The organism is Rhodobacteraceae bacterium IMCC1335 (genome assembly GCA_039640495.1).
Lineage (GTDB): Bacteria > Pseudomonadota > Alphaproteobacteria > Rhodobacterales > Rhodobacteraceae > Thalassovivens.
This window is the reverse complement of record CP046864.1, coordinates 2,330,699-2,345,830: the sequence shown is the minus strand read 5'-3', so window position 1 is coordinate 2,345,830 and position 15,132 is coordinate 2,330,699. Positions and strand designations below refer to the sequence as shown.

General features: G+C 49.6%; 19 protein-coding genes and 2 tRNA genes. 7 read left to right on the top strand and 14 right to left on the bottom strand.

Annotated features, from left to right (window positions below):
* The first annotated feature begins 3 nt into the window (after nt 1-3).
* From purS to GN241_11245, 4 genes are read left to right on the top strand one after another with little or no spacing between them, the layout of a single operon-like run.
* The gene (gene purS / locus GN241_11260; GenBank protein ID XAT57887.1) at nt 4-246 is read left to right on the top strand and encodes a phosphoribosylformylglycinamidine synthase subunit PurS; all 243 of its coding nucleotides are present in this window, start codon (nt 4-6) and stop codon (nt 244-246) included.
* The gene (gene purQ / locus GN241_11255) at nt 243-911 is read left to right on the top strand and encodes a phosphoribosylformylglycinamidine synthase subunit PurQ (GenBank protein XAT57886.1); all 669 of its coding nucleotides are present in this window, start codon (nt 243-245) and stop codon (nt 909-911) included. Before purS ends, purQ begins: the two co-directional genes overlap by 4 nt.
* Before the next feature lie 34 nt (nt 912-945).
* Nucleotides 946-2,742 carry a sensor histidine kinase gene (locus GN241_11250; GenBank protein XAT57885.1) on the top strand — a complete coding sequence of 599 codons (1,797 nt, stop codon included), beginning with the start codon at nt 946-948 and terminating at the stop codon, nt 2,740-2,742.
* 4 nt (nt 2,743-2,746) lie between these two features.
* Entirely contained in the window at nt 2,747-4,081 is a 1,335-nt protein-coding gene (locus GN241_11245) for a response regulator (protein ID XAT57884.1), read from the top strand.
* On the opposite strand, the gene GN241_11240 is transcribed toward GN241_11245, so the two are convergent.
* The 3 genes from GN241_11240 to GN241_11230 form a co-directional block, all read right to left on the bottom strand.
* Nucleotides 4,076-4,573, bottom strand: a complete 498-nt coding sequence (locus GN241_11240; GenBank protein XAT57883.1) for a disulfide bond formation protein B — start codon at nt 4,571-4,573, stop codon at nt 4,076-4,078. The two genes, GN241_11245 and GN241_11240, sit on opposite strands and share 6 nt — an antisense overlap.
* Nucleotides 4,564-5,142, bottom strand: a complete 579-nt coding sequence (locus GN241_11235) for a DedA family protein (GenBank protein ID XAT57882.1) — start codon at nt 5,140-5,142, stop codon at nt 4,564-4,566. Before GN241_11235 ends, GN241_11240 begins: the two co-directional genes overlap by 10 nt.
* A gap of 114 nt (nt 5,143-5,256) precedes the next feature.
* On the bottom strand, nt 5,257-5,712 hold the full coding sequence (locus tag GN241_11230; GenBank protein ID XAT57881.1) for a hypothetical protein: 456 nt from the start codon (nt 5,710-5,712) through the stop codon (nt 5,257-5,259).
* A gap of 573 nt (nt 5,713-6,285) precedes the next feature.
* Between GN241_11230 and GN241_11225 the strand changes: the two genes are divergently transcribed.
* Entirely contained in the window at nt 6,286-6,582 is a 297-nt protein-coding gene (locus GN241_11225) for a DUF1330 domain-containing protein (protein ID XAT57880.1), read from the top strand.
* A gap of 68 nt (nt 6,583-6,650) precedes the next feature.
* Here the strand turns inward: GN241_11225 and GN241_11220 are convergent, their stop codons facing one another.
* The 3 genes from GN241_11220 to GN241_11210 all read right to left on the bottom strand — a co-directional run bounded on the left by GN241_11220 (nt 6,651) and on the right by GN241_11210 (nt 8,795).
* A complete protein-coding gene (locus GN241_11220) occupies nt 6,651-7,109 on the bottom strand; it encodes a cupin domain-containing protein (protein ID XAT57879.1) in 459 nt (152 codons plus the stop codon).
* Nucleotides 7,110-7,164: 55 nt separating this feature from the next.
* On the bottom strand, nt 7,165-8,169 hold the full coding sequence (locus tag GN241_11215) for an aldo/keto reductase (protein XAT57878.1): 1,005 nt from the start codon (nt 8,167-8,169) through the stop codon (nt 7,165-7,167).
* A 224-nt stretch (nt 8,170-8,393) separates the two neighbouring features.
* Complete coding sequence (locus GN241_11210) at nt 8,394-8,795, bottom strand: hypothetical protein (GenBank protein XAT57877.1); 402 nt, start codon at nt 8,793-8,795, stop codon at nt 8,394-8,396.
* A gap of 248 nt (nt 8,796-9,043) precedes the next feature.
* Between GN241_11210 and GN241_11205 the strand changes: the two genes are divergently transcribed.
* Nucleotides 9,044-9,129: transfer RNA gene (locus GN241_11205), tRNA-Leu, on the top strand.
* A 618-nt stretch (nt 9,130-9,747) separates the two neighbouring features.
* Here GN241_11205 and GN241_11200 read toward each other — a convergent pair.
* Nucleotides 9,748-10,575, bottom strand: a complete 828-nt coding sequence (locus GN241_11200) for a PhzF family phenazine biosynthesis isomerase (GenBank protein ID XAT57876.1) — start codon at nt 10,573-10,575, stop codon at nt 9,748-9,750.
* Nucleotides 10,576-10,976: 401 nt separating this feature from the next.
* Here GN241_11200 and GN241_11195 point away from each other — a divergent pair.
* Nucleotides 10,977-11,052: transfer RNA gene (locus GN241_11195), tRNA-Thr, on the top strand.
* 74 nt (nt 11,053-11,126) lie between these two features.
* On the opposite strand, the gene GN241_11190 is transcribed toward GN241_11195, so the two are convergent.
* The 7 genes from GN241_11190 to GN241_11160 all read right to left on the bottom strand — a co-directional run bounded on the left by GN241_11190 (nt 11,127) and on the right by GN241_11160 (nt 14,925).
* Complete coding sequence (locus GN241_11190; GenBank protein XAT59265.1) at nt 11,127-12,014, bottom strand: tyrosine-type recombinase/integrase; 888 nt, start codon at nt 12,012-12,014, stop codon at nt 11,127-11,129.
* Nucleotides 12,015-12,387: 373 nt separating this feature from the next.
* Nucleotides 12,388-12,543, bottom strand: a complete 156-nt coding sequence (locus tag GN241_11185; protein XAT57875.1) for a DUF5131 family protein — start codon at nt 12,541-12,543, stop codon at nt 12,388-12,390.
* A gap of 57 nt (nt 12,544-12,600) precedes the next feature.
* Nucleotides 12,601-12,798, bottom strand: a complete 198-nt coding sequence (locus GN241_11180; GenBank protein ID XAT57874.1) for a hypothetical protein — start codon at nt 12,796-12,798, stop codon at nt 12,601-12,603.
* A gap of 63 nt (nt 12,799-12,861) precedes the next feature.
* Complete coding sequence (locus tag GN241_11175; protein ID XAT57873.1) at nt 12,862-13,881, bottom strand: DUF2303 family protein; 1,020 nt, start codon at nt 13,879-13,881, stop codon at nt 12,862-12,864.
* Nucleotides 13,882-13,921: 40 nt separating this feature from the next.
* Entirely contained in the window at nt 13,922-14,344 is a 423-nt protein-coding gene (locus tag GN241_11170; GenBank protein ID XAT57872.1) for a hypothetical protein, read from the bottom strand.
* Nucleotides 14,345-14,362: 18 nt separating this feature from the next.
* Entirely contained in the window at nt 14,363-14,638 is a 276-nt protein-coding gene (locus GN241_11165) for a hypothetical protein (protein ID XAT57871.1), read from the bottom strand.
* Nucleotides 14,635-14,925 carry a hypothetical protein gene (locus tag GN241_11160; protein ID XAT57870.1) on the bottom strand — a complete coding sequence of 97 codons (291 nt, stop codon included), beginning with the start codon at nt 14,923-14,925 and terminating at the stop codon, nt 14,635-14,637. The genes GN241_11165 and GN241_11160 overlap by 4 nt, the downstream gene beginning before the upstream one ends.
* Nucleotides 14,926-15,132: the final 207 nt, after the last annotated feature.

Below are 15,132 nucleotides of genomic sequence, written 5' to 3'. Positions count from 1 at the left end.
GCGATGAAAGCCAGAGTACTTGTAATGCTGAAAGCCGGCGTTCTTGATCCACAGGGCGATGCGGTTCAGCACGCGTTAGGGACATTGGGTTTTGACGGGGTAGAGCAAGTGCGGCAGGGCAAAGTGATCGATTTAGAGCTTGCCGATATGGAGGAAGCTGCCGCAAAAAGCGCTGTGACGGACATGTGCGAAAAGCTTTTGGCCAATACGGTCATCGAAAGCTACACAGTCGAGATTCTACCATGAAAGTGACGGTTGTCGTTTTTCCTGGATCCAATTGCGATCGCGATATGGCCGTTGCGTTCCGGGCAGCAGGCTTTGAAGTCGCGATGGTGTGGCATAAAGAGGCCAGTTTGCCCGAGCGGATTGATCTGGTTGCGATCCCAGGCGGCTTTTCTTTTGGCGATTATCTTCGTTGCGGCGCGATCGCGGCAAAATCACCGATTTGTCAATCAGTCATCGCACATGCGCAGCGCGGTGGCTTTGTTTTGGGCGTATGTAATGGATTTCAAGTGCTAACAGAAACCGGCCTGTTGCCGGGCGCGCTAATCCGTAATTCGCACTTAAAGTTTCTTTGTAAAGACGTTGATCTCAAAGTCCAATCAACGGCCAGCAGTTTCACCTCGGGTTATCAGCAAGGTCAGGTGATTTCTTTGCCGATTGCGCATCATGATGGCAATTACCGGCTTGATGCAGAGGGCGTAAAGCGGCTTCAGGACCAGGATCGGATCGCCTTTACTTATCAATCTAACCCCAATGGTTCGGCAAGTGATATTGCCGGTGTTCTGTCTAAAAACAAACGGGTTCTGGGGTTGATGCCGCATCCAGAGCGTGCGGTTGAGCCGGCGCATGGTGGCATCGATGGGCAGGCTATGTTTCAAGGATGTATTAACCAGCTTGCAAGCGCCTGACAGAGCGAAGAATTTAGGTTAACTTGCATGCAAGATGGCGCAATTCTTTACTGATTCTTTAAAATCTTCAAAAACCGCCAAAACCCGAGCGCGCCGACCAAGCTGGCAAGTTCGGTTGGTGGTGCTGGCGTTATTGGCCTTTGCAGCGGCAACGTTATGGCTGACCAACCGCGTGCTGACGGATCGTTTTACGTTGTCGATGCGCAATCAGGCCGAACTTCGCTTGGCGCTTTATGGCAGTAACGTGATGAGCGAATTGCAGCGCGCTTCGATTTTGCCGCAAATTCTCGCGCAGGATTCCGAGGTGATCTGGGCGTTACGCGCCTCTGATTTTTCTGATATCACGGCGCGGTTTTCTGGCTTTGTCGAGGAAATTGGCGCGGTTTCACTTGTTTTGGCCGATTTGCAAGGCCGGGTTGTGGCCTCTACGCATGGCGAGGTCATCGGCTTGTCGCATCAGGCGCAAAGTTATTTTACCGCAGCGATGAGTTCTCCTCGAACTGCGTTTACCCTTGTGCAGTCGCCATCTGGCCAGACCCGGTTTTTTTACGCGCGGCGGATACTTTCTTATGATCAGCCGATTGGTGTCATCGCGGTAGAAGTAGACTTACAAAAATTTGAGCAAGCTTGGCGCGGTATTTCCGACACCGTATTGGTTGCTGATGCGCAAGGGCAGATTTTACTTGCGACCGAGCCACGTTGGCGCGGGATCAATATCGCCGCCGCTTTGATGCGCGAGCCACCAAAAAACGCGATTGAGCGGGCGATGCGCGTCACCAGTGATTGGACGAGCGTGGCGGCAGATACCTATCTGAAAGGCGCGGCGGTACTACGCATGGAGAGTAAGATCCCTTTTCAGGATTGGCGCGTCATCTCCTTTACCGCCTATTCCGGGGTGCGCGAAAAAGTGAATGGCTGGCTGGCATTAGAAACGATGAGTTTCGCGTTATTTTTTGCGATCTTATTTTATCTAATCAATCGGCGTATGGCCGGCCGCTTAATATCGTTTCAAAAAGAATCCGAAGAGCTAAAGCTGTTAAACCAGCAATTGCATTGGGAGGTGTTGGAACGCAAAAAAATTCAAGAAACGCTGGCGGTGGCCGAACAATCCTTGGCCCAGCATTCAAAGCTTGCGGCTTTGGGGGAAATGTCGGCTGCTGTGAGCCATGAGCTTAATCAACCGCTTGCGGCGATGAAAACATATCTGGCTGGAGCCTCGCTTTTATTGAAGCGCAAGCGCCCGGAGGAAGCCTTGGCGGCGCTTGGGCGTATTGATGGTTTGATCGAACGCATGGGGGCAATCACCACACAACTTAAAAGTTATGCGCGCAAAGGCGGTGAAAAGTTGCAGCCGGTGGATATGGTTGAGGCTTTGGGATCTGCCTTGGCCATCATGGAGCCTCAGTTGAGCCACTCGAAAGTTGCGCTAGCCAAAATACTGCCAAAAGAAAGCGCGGTAGTGATGGCGGATCGATTGCGCATCGAACAGGTGTTGATCAATCTTTTGCGAAATGCGATCGACGCGGTGAAGGCGTCAGAAAATCCAGAGATCGTAGTATCTATTACCAGCAGTGACGATATTGTTTTGACCGTACGGGATAACGGCATTGGCCTAAGCGATCTTGACACGTTATTTGAGCCGTTTCACACAACAAAACCTGCTGGTGATGGGGTTGGTTTGGGCTTAGCTATCTCATCTGGGATTCTGTCCGAGTTGGATGGTAGGCTAACGGCCCGAAACGCGGCTGCGGGGGGGGCCGTGTTCGAGATCACAATGCCCGCCTTCACTAAAAATACGGTTGATATTTCCGGTGCCGAAGCGGCAGAGTGAGAATATGGGACAGGCAATGAAAATCGCGATCGTGGATGACGAAGTTGATATGCGCGAGTCGATCGGGCAATGGCTGGCTTTGGCGGGATATGATGCGCAAACCTATGCAAGCGCGCGCGATGCATTAAAGCAGATTGATGCCAATTACCCCGGTATCGTAATCACAGACCTAAAAATGCCAGAGATTGATGGGATGCAATTTTTAAAAAAATTGCTGGCTCAAGATAGCAGTCTGCCGGTGATTATGATCACCGGGCATGGCGATGTTCCGATGGCGGTTGAGGCCATGCGGTTGGGGGCGTTTGATTTTTTAGAAAAACCGTTTGACCCTCAGAGGTTGAGCGCATTGGCGAAAAAAGCCAGTGCAAGCCGTCGCGTGACCCTCGACAATCGTCAATTGCGCCGCGAGCTTTCGGATACCGCGCAATTATCAAAAAAACTCATTGGCAAATCAAAACCGATGAACAAGCTGCGCGAAGATATTTTGGATTTCGGTCTGTCGGATGGGCCTGTTTTGATTTCGGGCGAAACGGGAACGGGTAAAACGCTCGTCGCGCATGCATTGCACGCGGTCGGCAACAGGGCGGGCAAAGCCTGCATCTTGATGTCCTGCAGCGCTTTTGATGAGGCCAGCCTTGCGCGGCGCCTTTTTGGGCCGATCTTGCCCGAGGATGATTTTTTGCCAGCGGTCGAATTGGCGCGGGGAGGCAGCTTGATTTTGGAAGACTTTCACGTTTTGGGCGCGGTGGCACAATCCCAATTGTTGAACTTTCTTAACAAACAAGGTGATCCAGCTGACGTTAAGATTATCGCGATTAGCAATCTTCAAGCCGTCGGGCAGAGCCTTCGGGATTGTTTGCGCAAAGACCTGTTTTACAGATTTGATGCGCTGCAAATGACCTTGCCGCCCCTGCGCCAGCGCGGAGATGACATCTTGTTGATGTTTAACCAATTTTGTTGTGATTTCGCCGATGAGTATGGCAGCGAAATTCGCGGTTTGAAGCCTCAGGAAGCGGCGCAGATTTTACAGGCGCCCTGGCCAGGAAATGTTCGTCAATTGATCAATGTTGCAGAGCAGGCGGTTTTGCAATGGCGCTCTGGCGAGGGGAATATTTCGGCGCTTTTGCTGGATGAAAATGAGGATGCCTCGAGCGTGGTAACCACTGAGGGAAAGCCGCTGAAAGAATATGTTGAGGCGTTTGAAAAAATGCTGATCGACAACACGATGCGGCGGCATCGAGGCTCGGTGTCAAAAGTGATGGAAGAGCTTAGCCTGCCGCGGCGCACGTTGAATGAAAAAATGGCGAAATACAAGCTGCAACGCAGCAGTTACTTATGAGTATATCGAAGCTGAAATGTCTTGTCTGGGCCAAATCCGCCATGCATAAAACCAAAGAGCGGCAAGAAGCAGCGATGCAATTAGGTTCCAGCTGGCCATTGATAGGCTCAAAAAGCTCCAGGCAATTTCATCGCAACGGATGATTGGCGCGGCCATAATTTGCGCCATAAGCTGTTCCGTGCTGAGCCCGTCAATAGAGCCGGAGGTGCAGGTATCTGGTCCCTGCCACCATTTTTGTTCAATACCGCTATGATAGGCAGCAATTGCTGCCGTGCTTAGCGATGCAACGCCGCCAAGCCAAAGCAGTAAGCGGTGTTTCACTCGCGCAAAGAGCACGGCCAAAACGATTGCCAGACCATGCGGATATCTTTGCCAAAGGCACAACTTGCAGGGGGCAAGCTCGCCAATATATTGAAACCCAAAGGCGGCCAGTAAAATGACCAATGATCCGGTGCCGGCCAAAAGCGCCAAGCGGCTCGCGGTTACATCCATTTTGTTCCCCAAAATCCTAACGCCAAAAGGCATAGAAACGCCAGAAATGTCCAGCCCAAATACCGTTCAATGAAATTGCGGATGGGCTCTCCATATACTCGCAACAAAAGCGCAACCGTAAAAAAACGAAGAGTCCTAGCCAGAATTGCCGTGCTTATAAAAAGGCCCAAGGGCATTGCGCTCGCGCCTGACATGATTGTAATCACTTTGAACGGAAATGGCGTGACACCGGCGCCCAAAACGGCCCAAAATCCCGTATCATTGAAACGCTCGGCATAGGCGGCGATTGCGTCGGCCTTGCCCATAGACAACAAGATTGGCTGGGCAATTTGTTCAAATGCAAACGCGCCAAGCATATATCCGAACAAACCTCCGAGCACAGAGCTTACCATCGTGACCGCGGCTAAAAAGAATGCCCGCTTGGGCGTAGCAATAATCATCGGGATCAACATGACATCGGGAGGGATTGGAAAAATCGAGCTTTCGATAAAGGCGATAAACGCCAAAACCAAAACGGCTTTTGGATGTTTTGCTAAACCCATCGTCCAATTGTAAAGTGTCCTTAGCATCTGCATTGACCTATTATTTCTGATCGCATTCAGCACGTTCTTACAGATTGGTCAAGTTGCGTGGCGAGGCTCTAGCTTAAAACGCCGCCCCCCCCCCTGAAGGCGGGGGTGGCTTTAGGGTTTAGCGGCTTTGGCCAAGCTTTTTAGCACCCCAACTAAAACTGCCATTTTATTCAGCTCATGCTTGGCAAGATGCGGTTTTAAAGCGCTCTCTACGGCTGAAGCCAGGCGCTGTTTGGCCGCTGGGCGATGCCAGCCATAAAACTCAACCGCATTCAGGTTTTCATAAAGGCGAAAGCTAATATAGGTGTGGTTTGCATCCAGCGTGAAAAATTGATCTTCCTGCTCTGCGGATTTTAATAGCGGAAGAAATTTGCTGCGATCACTGCGCTGGGGCAGTTCAATAAAAAAATATTTACGTTGGCTTTTTGCAAAACGCGCAAATCCCCAACTATTTTCGGGTTGAGAAAACTGAACCGCGCATCCGCTGATATGGCCCAGAGCCAAAGCGGCAATATGAGCTGGAGTTTGTGTTTCGCTGCTTGCCAATTCTATAATAGGAACCAGCATAACTTGTTCACGCTCCTGTCGGTTGCTTGATATATATTGGGATAAGGCTTTTGGATCAGTCCTGCTACTTTTTATTTTACGCGCTGTTTTAACTTTCTGAGTAATCACCAAGGGCTAGCGCCATGCCGTAAGGCAGAAAGTTTGTTTTTAAATTTTAATAAATAGGATTGTCATTTTTATTTTTCATTTATATATCATATTGATACTAATTAAAAGTAAGCGATCTACTGCTTCAAAGGAGAAGGTTGTTCTATCTTGCCTAGATCATCATATATTATGCTTTGTATAATATGCATTTTTAAAGTTTTAAGCGGGTGCTTGTCGCAGATGCAAGAAAATAAAGAAATTTCCAACTTGTCAACAAGCCCGAGCAACCCCTTAAAGTCTTTGATGATTGATACATGTCAAAACTGCCCGTTAACTTATCGCGGATCAGATTTAAGTTATGAGTCTATTCTGGCGCAAAACAAGCTATGCGGTTATAAATAAAGCGGCATCACCTCTTATTTTATGATGGAAAGCCAGGTCGCGATGCGTATATATGAACGCGCTCAAGCATAAGGGGTCACTGATATGTCACAGGCTTATTTGATCGCTGACACAAAAATCCATGATCCAGAGAAATATGAAGCCTATAAACGGCTCGCAAAACCAATCGTCGAAGAATTTGGCGGTGAATATATCGTAAGAGGAGGGCGTCTTGACGTGGCGCAGGCCGATCTATGGTCGCCATCGCGTTTGGTCGTGATACGCTTTCCCAATCGAGATGCAGCCTTGGCTTTTTTAAGCAGTGAGGCGTATCAACCGGTGAAGGCTATTCGGTTGCAAGCCTCTGAGGCCACGGTTACTGTCGTAGAAGGCTTTGCTTAAGCGCGATCAAGGCAGCTATCGAGCGCTGTTCGCCGATCGGTTAAGGATGGACTGTAAGTGCACTTTAGTTAATTCGCTGTGTGGCTTTGGTGCTGGCTGCGCGCGTGACTTGTCGCCTGCAGCGTGGCAACGCTTTGCTCGTATTCTTCATCTGTAAGTTTATTCAGCCAATCTGCCATTGTTCCATCCAAGCGTTCTTGAATGGCAATATGGGTCATCGCATGCGTAGGCATCGCGCCGTGCCAATGCTCTTCGCCCGGGTCTATCCAAACCGTATCGCCGGCCGTTATTTGTTGCGCGGCTTGGCCACGCAGTTGAACCAACCCAACACCTGAAAGGACATGGAGCGTTTGCCCCAAAGGATGCGTGTGCCAGGCCGTTCGCGCGCCGGGTTCAAACGCAACCTTGAGCGCATGCACCCGGGCCGGGGCCGGGGCTTCGATGATAGGGTCTTGCCAGACGGTTCCTGAAAACCAATTGGATGAGGCTTTTTTGCTAGGACGAGTTTCCGCACTATAAGTTTTCATATGACAATCTTCCCAAGTTTCATCTACGCACGGCGGCGCATGTCTGATCAAGCTATCAGCAATACCGCTCGGGGCCAATCCATTGCTGCTGGGAATATCGATCGCCATGGGCCCAGCCCACAGGCAATATGCTTTCGATTTGTGCAATATCCTCTTTTGACAAGTTAAGACGTGCGCCCGCGCAATGTTCCAAGAAATGCGGCACAGAGCGCGTGCCAGGGATGGCAATAATATGCTCGCTTTGATGCAGCAACCAAGCAATTGATAGGGCCGCCGCCGATGTGCCCATCTCTGCAGCCAATGCGCGAAACTTTGCGGTTGCTTCAATATTCGCACTTAAATTTGGCTCAATAAAGCGCGGATTGCTTTTCAAAAACCCCATTTTTGCGATCTTCTGCGTTGTGTGAGGGCGGTCGGTTAACAAGGATCGCCCCAAAGGAGAAAAGGCAATAAGCGCCGTTCCCAAGTGTTTGGTGGCTTGAACCAACCCAAGTTCGGGGCTGCGAACTGATAAGGAATATTCAGATTGAACCGCAGCAACATGATGAATTTCTGACGCTTTTTTCAAAGAACTGGGCGCGATTTCTGAAAATCCAAAAGATCGAATTTTTCCAGCTTTAATGAAGCCGGCCAGTGTTTGCGTCACCTCTTCTATTGGGCGATTTGCATCGCGCCGATGAACGTAGAATAGGTCGATTGTTTCGACCTTCAGCCGCTGTAAGCTTTTATCTAATTCTTCTGTCAAATGCTTTGCGCTGTTGTCAAAAAAATTATTGCCCGTTTCGGAATCGCGGCGAATGCCCGCTTTTGTGGCAAGTGTGAACTTGCCCGCTGCCGACGCTTTGTTTTGTGTCAAGAAGTTTCCAATTGCTGCTTCCGATACCCCCATTCCATAGACATTCGCGGTATCGATATGGCTAATACCTTGCTCGAGCGCGGCGTAAAGAATGCGATGCGACTGGGTTTCCGTGGTGGTGCCATAAAAATTACTGAATGACATCGCACCGATCCCTATTGGCGAGATATCAGGGCCAAACTTGCCAAGTTTTCTTAATTTCATATTTGCCCGAACCTCGTTTAATTAGAGCTTATTCTCTGCACTTAATCTGCGCCTAGTTTGGTATTATAAAAACGTTAGAGCAAGGGCATAGGGAAGCGTTTTGCGCCGCGAGGTTCCGCTTTTCAGCGATATTTTAGCTCTTTTTTAGAATGCAAAAGGGAAAACGTTCCTGACATGGCGATGACGTGTTTCAGGTCTAGCTCTCAGACAGTCGCGGTAAAACGCTAATCACCAAGGCTTTCATTTAGGGATTTGAACGTATCTTGCATTCGTTGCGAGTCGGAGCAGTCAAATTCCATAACCATAGTCGAAGTTGCTTTTTGGCTTGGAAGGTCAATCCAAACTGCCTTATATTTTGAATTTAATTGCAGCTGGATTGGGTTATCCTGTTTGGTCATAAGGCGCGCTTTTCCGTTTGAGAATGGCACGGTGCGCCCGGTGGTCAAATCACTCACTTGAAACGCTGTATCTGGAACTGAACATGCGTTTTTCAAACTAATCATGGAAATGATATCTTGTTTTTCAGGCTCAAAAATCGCCTTGAGCCGCGCGTGATTTTCATAAGCGAAATAGGCTGACAAAGGTGCAATCAGCAACGCGGTGAGAAGGGCAGTAATTAATCGCATTGGGTGTCTGTCCTAATGGATTACCGGAAATATACGCACGATGTCGATGGTAAATGAACTTCTGGGTTTACGCTAGGTGGAAACTTCGATATCGAAGCATCAAGATTCGAGCCTCACAGCTACCATCGGTTCGAATTGGTTCGATCAAATAGGCGCCATCTAAAGATGGGGAGTTTCAAAACGAAACCTGACGGGCTTGTTTTGCGTTTCCTGGGGTTTTTTACGCCCTCGCATAAAAAGCTGATTGGGCCCAAGTGGCGGAATGGTAGACGCAGGGGATTCAAAATCCCCCGCCTTAACGGGCGTGCCGGTTCGAGTCCGGCCTTGGGTACCAGCAAAATCAATGACTTACACGATTTTCTCATTTTGGGATAAACAGAAAAAAGTAGTTTACTCACAATGCTACTCACAATGTCTCGTTCTGTTCTTGTTCTGTTTTCATTCCTATAATTTTCCAAGGCTTCAGTGTTATTGAAATTTTAGTTTTTCCGTTTGAAGGCATTTCGCGAAAGCACTTTGCGGTTCGCCATCTTTCTGTAATAGGCAACCGTTTCAATTGATTGGTTTGTGATAGCTTGGATTTCTGCGTCTGAAGCACCGCTCTCTGCAATCTGAATGATCGCAAGTTTTCTTCGGCCATGAAGGGTATAAGGTTTTGCCTTTAAAGCCAGCGTAGACCTCCAATTTCTAAACTGTTTTTCAATCTGATTATAGCCAATTGGTTCTTTTTGACAAAGGAAAATCCGTTTACAGAGCGAAGAGCAAGGGGCAGCTGGTAGACCTTCTTGGCACCCTTTATTTTGGCATGCTGTCTGGTAAGCTCGTAACGATTAACGAAGTCCAGCGAGAGCATATGCGACATCAAGCGCGATTGGTTAAAGTGGTTGGTGAGGCATTGATGGAAACTAACAAATAGTTTGCTTAGATCATCAAGGCAGTGAGAAGAACCATTCTAGAGCTTTCTTACTTGCCCAGATATTTTAATTGATGCTCCTTTTTGAGTAGAAACTTCAGCTATAAGCTTTGATTTTGCTCCCATATCTTCTCCTTGTATAAATTCCACTCTCCGATTATGCGGCCAGTTGATATCGTTTAAATATCCTGCATATGCGGCAGTTGCAGCTCCGGTTGCAGGGTCTTCATAAACACCCCCTGACGCGAATGGATTTCGAGAATGGAATAGCTGTACGGTTTCTGAATATGCCAACATGATTGTAGTCCAACCTTCGCGCAGCATCAGCGTTTTGCCTTTATTCAGATCATATTTCATAGATGCTAATTTATCACGATTAGCCAGTGTAATAGCCAAATGATCTGCGCCTGCAAAAATAAGTTGTGGCCGTAATTGTGGGTTAAGATCATCTTTTGAAAAACCGAATAGATCAAGTGCGCTTTGAAGAACACTATCCTCCGGCTCTTTATTTTTTGTAGGTGGTGATTGCAGAGCTGCTTGGAATTGATCTCCGATAGAATGCCCTTCCACTGTTATGGCAGCATCGTTCAGCTGTAGTGAAAACAACCCATCACCTTTTTTCATTGCAAGAGCAACTCCTAAAGCAATTGTTGCATGGCCGCAGAATGGAACTTCATTCTCAGGAGAAAAATATCGCACCCTCCATTTTTGGCCAACAGGGCAAGCAAATGCTGTTTCGGAAAAACCAACCTCTTTCGCGCAAGCTTGCATATTTGAAACGCTTGGTAGTTCATTTAAGATACAAACTCCTGCTGGGTTTCCTCCAATGCCATCTTCTGAAAATGAGGCTAGCCGCAAGACATTCATAAACGTTTTCCACTTGAGGTCCTTTGATTAGGTCCAAAAAGGTAAAGTGGTGAGTAAAGCAAAAATAGAAACTAACAAATAGTTTGTCTAGAGTACCCAGGTTCTAGAATGCAAAAACCTCGGATTTCAAATTCTTTAAATACGCCTGATGCTTCAGTCTCAACACGAGCCATCATTACACGGTTTTGCATGAAAATGGCATGAACGGTGTGAATCTTATTTCCAGCCATGTCGTGAAAGCGGAATTTGGCGTTGAAGGTGGAAAAAAATAATTTTGCTTTAAAAAGGCACATTTTGGGGCTTGCGAAACCGTTTTCTTACTATTAACCACGCTGTTAGGGTGACAATGGCTCGGGCAGCGCCGGATTAACTGCTATGTCCAGTACGAGCTAATATCATTTGCCCCTATAGCTCAGCTGGTAGAGCAACTGATTTGTAATCAGTAGGTCCGCGGTTCGAGTCCGTGTGGGGGCACCATATCAAAAATAACCTGTTGATATTGTTGAATTATTCTTGATTGTGGACCGCATTGAAATTGCGCGTGGTCCACATTACCAAGAAAACCCTCGAATCGAGCGCATCGCCTCTGCTGCCATTGCGCGGCGTTCTGCGCCTTTTGTGTAAATTGCAGACGTGCTGGGCTGTGTGTGAGACAGCACCGCCATGATTTGATGTTCGCTGCAGCCTTCTTCTGCAAGTAGTTCGGCCAAGGCTTTCCTGACGCCATGCGATGATCTGCCCTGTAATCCAGCTTCATCACAGCGTTTTCTGAACCAGTTGCGATAGCTGTCGGCGTTGTTGAAGGAATTCCCATGCTCATTTAGAATATAGGAATCACCAATTCTGGCCACTGCTGCGATGGCTTCGCGCAATGGTGTCGCTGTTGGAATTTCAACAAAGGCTGCACCACGCTTCTTTGGTTGCCATCCTAGCCATCGGGTGCCGTGGCTTTCAAATTCTTGTTTGCGACCCAGCCAAATTGCATCGTTCGATCTGGCGGCAGTGAACATGTGTAGGGTCAGTGCGAGATGAGCCATGGTTCCTACTGGGTGCGCCTCTTTGAACTTGCGTAGGTCTTCAGATGTCCATGGTGTTGCGCCGCCTTGGCTTCGGTGGATCTTCTTTATCCCAACCAGCGGATTCAATTCTGCATGTCCAGCATCGCAGGCCCAGTGATACATTGATCGGGCTGCTTTCATCATATTGTCAGCTTCGGCTGGCGTTGCTGCACGCGCATCCCTGACCTTCACAAAGGCAGATGATGGTGCATTCATGCTCATTTCCCCATATTCATCGCCATCATCTGTTTTGTGTTGGCATAGACGGGTCAGAAGGCTTTTGCGTTGCCGTAGTGTTGCAGCAGCAGCTTGCCCAGCTTCCACCATGCGTTCCAAGTGTAGAAGATACTTGTCAGTCAACCATTGGATCGATTGGCGCACAGCTGTTGTTTCTGGCTCATATTCGAGTTCCACGCCTGCGCGGGCGTTCCAATAGTGTTCTGAAAACTTTGGGTGATCGATCCCGATATGCAGGCGAATTTTGCGATTTGGGTGACCTTCGACGCGCACCCGAATGCGTTGTTTTCCTGATTTCAATGTTTCAACCGTTAGGCCGGGGTAGTTCTTGCGCACATCGCTTACCATTGTTTCGGTTCCTGACCTTTACGCTTTTTTTCGGTTACGTCTACTGGGAAGCAGATTTTGATAGTTCCATCGGGGCCGATTTCAACGGCAGAAATTACCAGATCACAAGCTTTTGCGGCCTCTACAGCCCGTGTGATTTCTGCCTTTGTGAACCGAGTTGCTGCCATGATTATTTAGCTGCAGCCTGTTCGATGTTCTGATGCAAAACCTCGAACTTTGTGACATCGACCCAAGGATTGGCATCCCATGCGTGGAAGCCGGGGCTAACGATTGAGCATCCGACAATCGGGTTCCATGTGTCTTCGGTCCATTCAATCTTGCTCATGGTGTGCCTTTCTGGTTTCCGTCGCTGGCCCCTGTTTCCAAGGGCCAGAAAGAGAAGTCAGTTCGCTGCTGCAAGCGCGCTTTCAGGCCACCATGCTTCGACGCAGCGGCCATCGGCGGCGCGGTAGCGAAGATAGTAATTGTCCTCACTGTGTTCGTATTGCGCACAGCCTATGATCCGGCCTTCTTCGGTGCCGCCGCTTTCTGCGAGGGCTGTGCGGTGTCCAATGTCGAACTTGAATGTTTTATCGCTCATGTTGCTTCCTTCGGGAGGTTTGCTTGATGTTGACCAGCCCCGCATGTCGGGACTGGGAGGGTTTTAGGATTCAGGTGTGCCCATGAATGTGGGCAGTTCTGTTGCGCTAGTGGCTTCTTCCACGGCCTCTTTGAAGGCGGCTTCGAATGCTTTTTCAGGGTTGTAGATCGACATGATGAACCGAACGCTGCCGCCCATTTTGCTGTAACGGAAACGCACTGGCATGCGGTACGGAGCACCGCCCATGAACACTGGAATCGCAATGATGATCAGGTTTGGTATGTTCAGTGGTTTGCCATCAACAGCTTTGTGTTCGTTCAGGAACTGGATTTCCTGTTCGCCGGTGTCACGGTTGGTTTTTACCTGCAGGTTGCTGGTTTCAAACACCTGAAACTGCTTTGACATGGCCAGCAACTGGGTCAGTTGACCATAACGGCCTTCGATCTGTTGCGCCGTTTGGATAAGACGGTTTTCCCATTTCTGGTTCTTGTCGCTTTCCTTGCCTTCCATAACGGCAGGCGTCGGATCCATGATGTCTTTGGCTTGTGCTTCGATGAATTCACCCAAGTCATCTTTTTCCAGCAAAAGCGGTTTACCATTATTGCCGCAAGAAACTGCCATCCATGCCTTCCATTCTTCCGACAATGGGAAGTTGTAGATTGCGCGGTGGTGGCAGTGCCGGGCTGTTGGGTCACCTGCTGCAGTGGCTTGGTCCACGGGGCCTTCAGCGTGGTAGTCCGCAATGCATGTGAGCGTGGGGGCTGTCAGGTCTGGTTTTGCAAACAGCGCAGACGTTTCGCCTTTAAAGCGGTTTGACCATTCGATAATGCTTTGAAGATCGTCAAGGCGAGCGGTGCCCTTGCGGCGCGCTGGCTTCAGGTATTCAGCGGCGCTGCGGTGTTTGTCTGTCAGGTCTTGAACTGCACGGTGGCTTGGTGTGGCTACTAAGTGTGCTTTGGTCAGGTCAAAATTATCGGGCGCGGTGATGTGTTCTGTGCCCCCGATCTGTTCCATCACATCGCGCATGGTTTCTGCGGTGTTTGCCAGTGGGTGTGCTGTCATTTCGTCAGTGTTGCCTGTCATGGTATTTTTCCTTTTGTGGCAGGTTTGGTTTTTTGGGTGATTAGTCTACGTCGCGGACTTCGCCCGTTTCTGGGTCGTGGTCGCTGACATCGCGAACGGGTTGGTGCATCTTGGCCATGAAGGGGCTGTAAAGTGTCAGTTCGCCATCATCGTTTATGAACGCCGCTGCGCTGGATGCTGGTTTCTTCGGGGCTTTGAAGCTGACGCTTGCGCCCATGGCAACATCGCCAGATTTGCCAAGGGCGTAGTTTACCTGCAGCGTCATGCTGCCGTTGCACCCTTTGGTGCCGTGTTCGGCCTTGTGTTCTAGCAAATCCAGCTGCAAGGTTTTGTGGCCTTCAAGCACTTCGATCAGGAAATCACCACCATCGAACAGGGCAAGAATCTGCTCGATTGTGCGCATTTTGTATGGGTCGTGCGGTTCGGCCTTTGTGATTTCGGCTGGGGGTTTGTGTTGGGTCATCACGGGATGGTTCCTTTTCTAACGTGGGGTTGCGATTTTGCCGGTCCATGCGTCGAATTCTGTGCGCAGGGTTTGGAAGCGGTGTTGTGCGGCGCTGCTGGTGTTCAGTTGGCGGCGGCTGTCGATCTGGCAGATGGTGCGCAGGTATTCTGCGGCGGCTGTGGCGCTGAATTGTTCATCTGGCATTCCGCTGCGTGTGGCTGCGAAGCGCTGGAAGCGATCATCGTTGCAGATTATGCCTGCCTGTGTGGCTGGCGGCATGTCGTCAAAACGTTGGCGGGCTGGTGCGTTCATTTCACACCTGTGCGGCTTTTCAGGTCGGGGCATTCGGGGCGCATTGTTCCGCCGGGGTAGTTGCATTCTGGCCAGAGTGGGCAATGGAATGTCTGGTGGTTTTCATCCGAGGGCGCGCGCGTGGTTTCATCGTGAGTGGTGGCAGCTGCGCGCGCCCCGGCCAGCGCCACGGCAAACGGGCCGCGCGCAATGGAAAGAAAAGAACCGGGAACGGCGAGCAGTCCGCCCCCGGTCAGTTTACCAGCGGGTTTCAGGTCGCCGGTTGTTGGTGTTGCCAGAACAGCCATCATGCTGCGCCGTCATAATGCGAGTGCTTACGGCAAGGCTGGCACATCCGATGATGCGGGCCGATGCTGCGAAAAACGGTCTGACAGGTGATGCAAGGCCGATCCTTTTTGACCTGATCAGGTTTGCTTGCTTCGCAAACAGGGCAATGGTCCCGATGCGCAGGCATCTTTGGATCATCGGTGCAGTTGCAATCCGAGCTATCATGG

Bases quoted from the DNA above. Each gene is read 5' to 3' on its own strand.
- purS (XAT57887.1), top strand. From the start codon at position 4: ATGAAAGCCAGAGTACTTGTAATGCTGAAAGCCGGCGTTCTTGATCCA.
- purQ (XAT57886.1), top strand. From the start codon at position 243: ATGAAAGTGACGGTTGTCGTTTTTCCTGGATCCAATTGCGATCGCGAT.
- GN241_11250 (XAT57885.1), top strand. From the start codon at position 946: ATGGCGCAATTCTTTACTGATTCTTTAAAATCTTCAAAAACCGCCAAA.
- GN241_11245 (XAT57884.1), top strand. From the start codon at position 2,747: ATGGGACAGGCAATGAAAATCGCGATCGTGGATGACGAAGTTGATATG.
- GN241_11240 (XAT57883.1), bottom strand. From the start codon at position 4,573: ATGGATGTAACCGCGAGCCGCTTGGCGCTTTTGGCCGGCACCGGATCA.
- GN241_11235 (XAT57882.1), bottom strand. From the start codon at position 5,142: ATGCTAAGGACACTTTACAATTGGACGATGGGTTTAGCAAAACATCCA.
- GN241_11230 (XAT57881.1), bottom strand. From the start codon at position 5,712: ATGCTGGTTCCTATTATAGAATTGGCAAGCAGCGAAACACAAACTCCA.
- GN241_11225 (XAT57880.1), top strand. From the start codon at position 6,286: ATGTCACAGGCTTATTTGATCGCTGACACAAAAATCCATGATCCAGAG.
- GN241_11220 (XAT57879.1), bottom strand. From the start codon at position 7,109: ATGAAAACTTATAGTGCGGAAACTCGTCCTAGCAAAAAAGCCTCATCC.
- GN241_11215 (XAT57878.1), bottom strand. From the start codon at position 8,169: ATGAAATTAAGAAAACTTGGCAAGTTTGGCCCTGATATCTCGCCAATA.
- GN241_11210 (XAT57877.1), bottom strand. From the start codon at position 8,795: ATGCGATTAATTACTGCCCTTCTCACCGCGTTGCTGATTGCACCTTTG.
- GN241_11200 (XAT57876.1), bottom strand. From the start codon at position 10,575: ATGAATGTCTTGCGGCTAGCCTCATTTTCAGAAGATGGCATTGGAGGA.
- GN241_11185 (XAT57875.1), bottom strand. From the start codon at position 12,543: ATGAGCAAGATTGAATGGACCGAAGACACATGGAACCCGATTGTCGGA.
- GN241_11180 (XAT57874.1), bottom strand. From the start codon at position 12,798: ATGAGCGATAAAACATTCAAGTTCGACATTGGACACCGCACAGCCCTC.
- GN241_11175 (XAT57873.1), bottom strand. From the start codon at position 13,881: ATGACAGGCAACACTGACGAAATGACAGCACACCCACTGGCAAACACC.
- GN241_11170 (XAT57872.1), bottom strand. From the start codon at position 14,344: ATGACCCAACACAAACCCCCAGCCGAAATCACAAAGGCCGAACCGCAC.
- GN241_11165 (XAT57871.1), bottom strand. From the start codon at position 14,638: ATGAACGCACCAGCCCGCCAACGTTTTGACGACATGCCGCCAGCCACA.
- GN241_11160 (XAT57870.1), bottom strand. From the start codon at position 14,925: ATGGCTGTTCTGGCAACACCAACAACCGGCGACCTGAAACCCGCTGGT.